Here is a 1,078-nt window from a genome sequence, read left to right as displayed (position 1 = left end):
ACATATCCATGACAACTGGCGCAGTGACGTTCTTCGAAAATGTTTGCCGCGTGGGTATGATGAAGAACGACGGCTGCTCTATGTAGCAATGACGCGGGCAGAGAGTCATCTCGTGTTTTCGGGTGGCGAGAACCCGAATACGTTCTTGGAGGAACTTCCGGTTGAGGTTGTGAAGTTGGTTCCGGATGTGCGGGAGAGTGAGGTTGGTGAGACAACGCAAGCGCATCTGGAGATTTCGATTCCGACTATCGACGGCCCTGTTGGTCACTCGCCACATACCCTGATGCGTGACGATGTGTTTGAGGGTGTAGAGGATGGACGTGGAGCAGAGTTTGGGACTCGAGTACACGAGTTTGCTGAAGACTATGTGCTCGGAGACGATGTGGTGCCTGTGAATGAGGATGAGAGGCACGTCAAGGAATTCATTGATTCTCTGGAGGGTGAGTTGCGAGTTGAGGAGGACGCGTATCTCCCGCTTACTGTGGACGGTGAGCAGGTGACGATTTCAGGGGTCGTTGATTTAGTTCACATTCGTCCTGAGGTAGTGGAGGTTGTCGACTTCAAGACGGACCTCGGGAGGCATGCTGAGAGCGAGTATCGAAAGCAGTTGAGTGTGTATTATCACGTCTTGAGTGAATGGTTCACGGACCGAGACGTGACTGCGAGTATCTTCTACACTGCTGATGATGAGCGTGTAGATATTGTCCCTTTGACCGGATCAAACCTTTCTGAATTGATTGCTAAAGAATCGACGTCGAACTCCTTGTAGAGCCTGTTGAGGGTGAACTGGTTCCGAAGCTTGGTCACTGTGTTTTGATTCGTGTACATCCCTGTCTCACAGTACGCATCTGAGACACCTCGCTTGTCATCCCATTCAACACCAATGAGATACTCGCGTTTCCTTTCATCATCAGCGTTCTCGTCCATGCGACTGGCATCGAGGTTAAGATCGAGGATGTTCTTTGATTCGCCGTTCACACTGACCTCAAACTCTGTGACCGGAGTTCTTTCTTGAGTTACTCCTCCCACACCGACGCAGCCCTTCTTTGGAATGTGAACGAAGACACGGTCTCCAGGA

Annotated in this window: 1 protein-coding gene and 1 pseudogene; one reads left to right on the top strand and one right to left on the bottom strand. The window is 50.9% G+C overall.

Annotation, left to right across the window (positions count from 1 at the left end):
- A partial coding sequence (locus tag AUR66_RS12760; protein ID WP_197409778.1) for a PD-(D/E)XK nuclease family protein occupies window positions 1-769 on the top strand: 769 nt, incomplete at its 5' end.
- On the opposite strand, the pseudogene AUR66_RS22665 reads toward AUR66_RS12760, so the two are convergent.
- Window positions 673-1,078: pseudogene (locus AUR66_RS22665) on the bottom strand (hypothetical protein); the annotation flags it as partial. The gene AUR66_RS12760 and the pseudogene AUR66_RS22665 overlap by 97 nt on opposite strands.

The organism is Haloferax profundi, assembly GCF_001469865.1.
GTDB classification, from domain to species: Archaea; Halobacteriota; Halobacteria; order Halobacteriales; family Haloferacaceae; genus Haloferax; species Haloferax profundi.
This window is presented reverse-complemented; position numbering and strand designations above follow the sequence as displayed.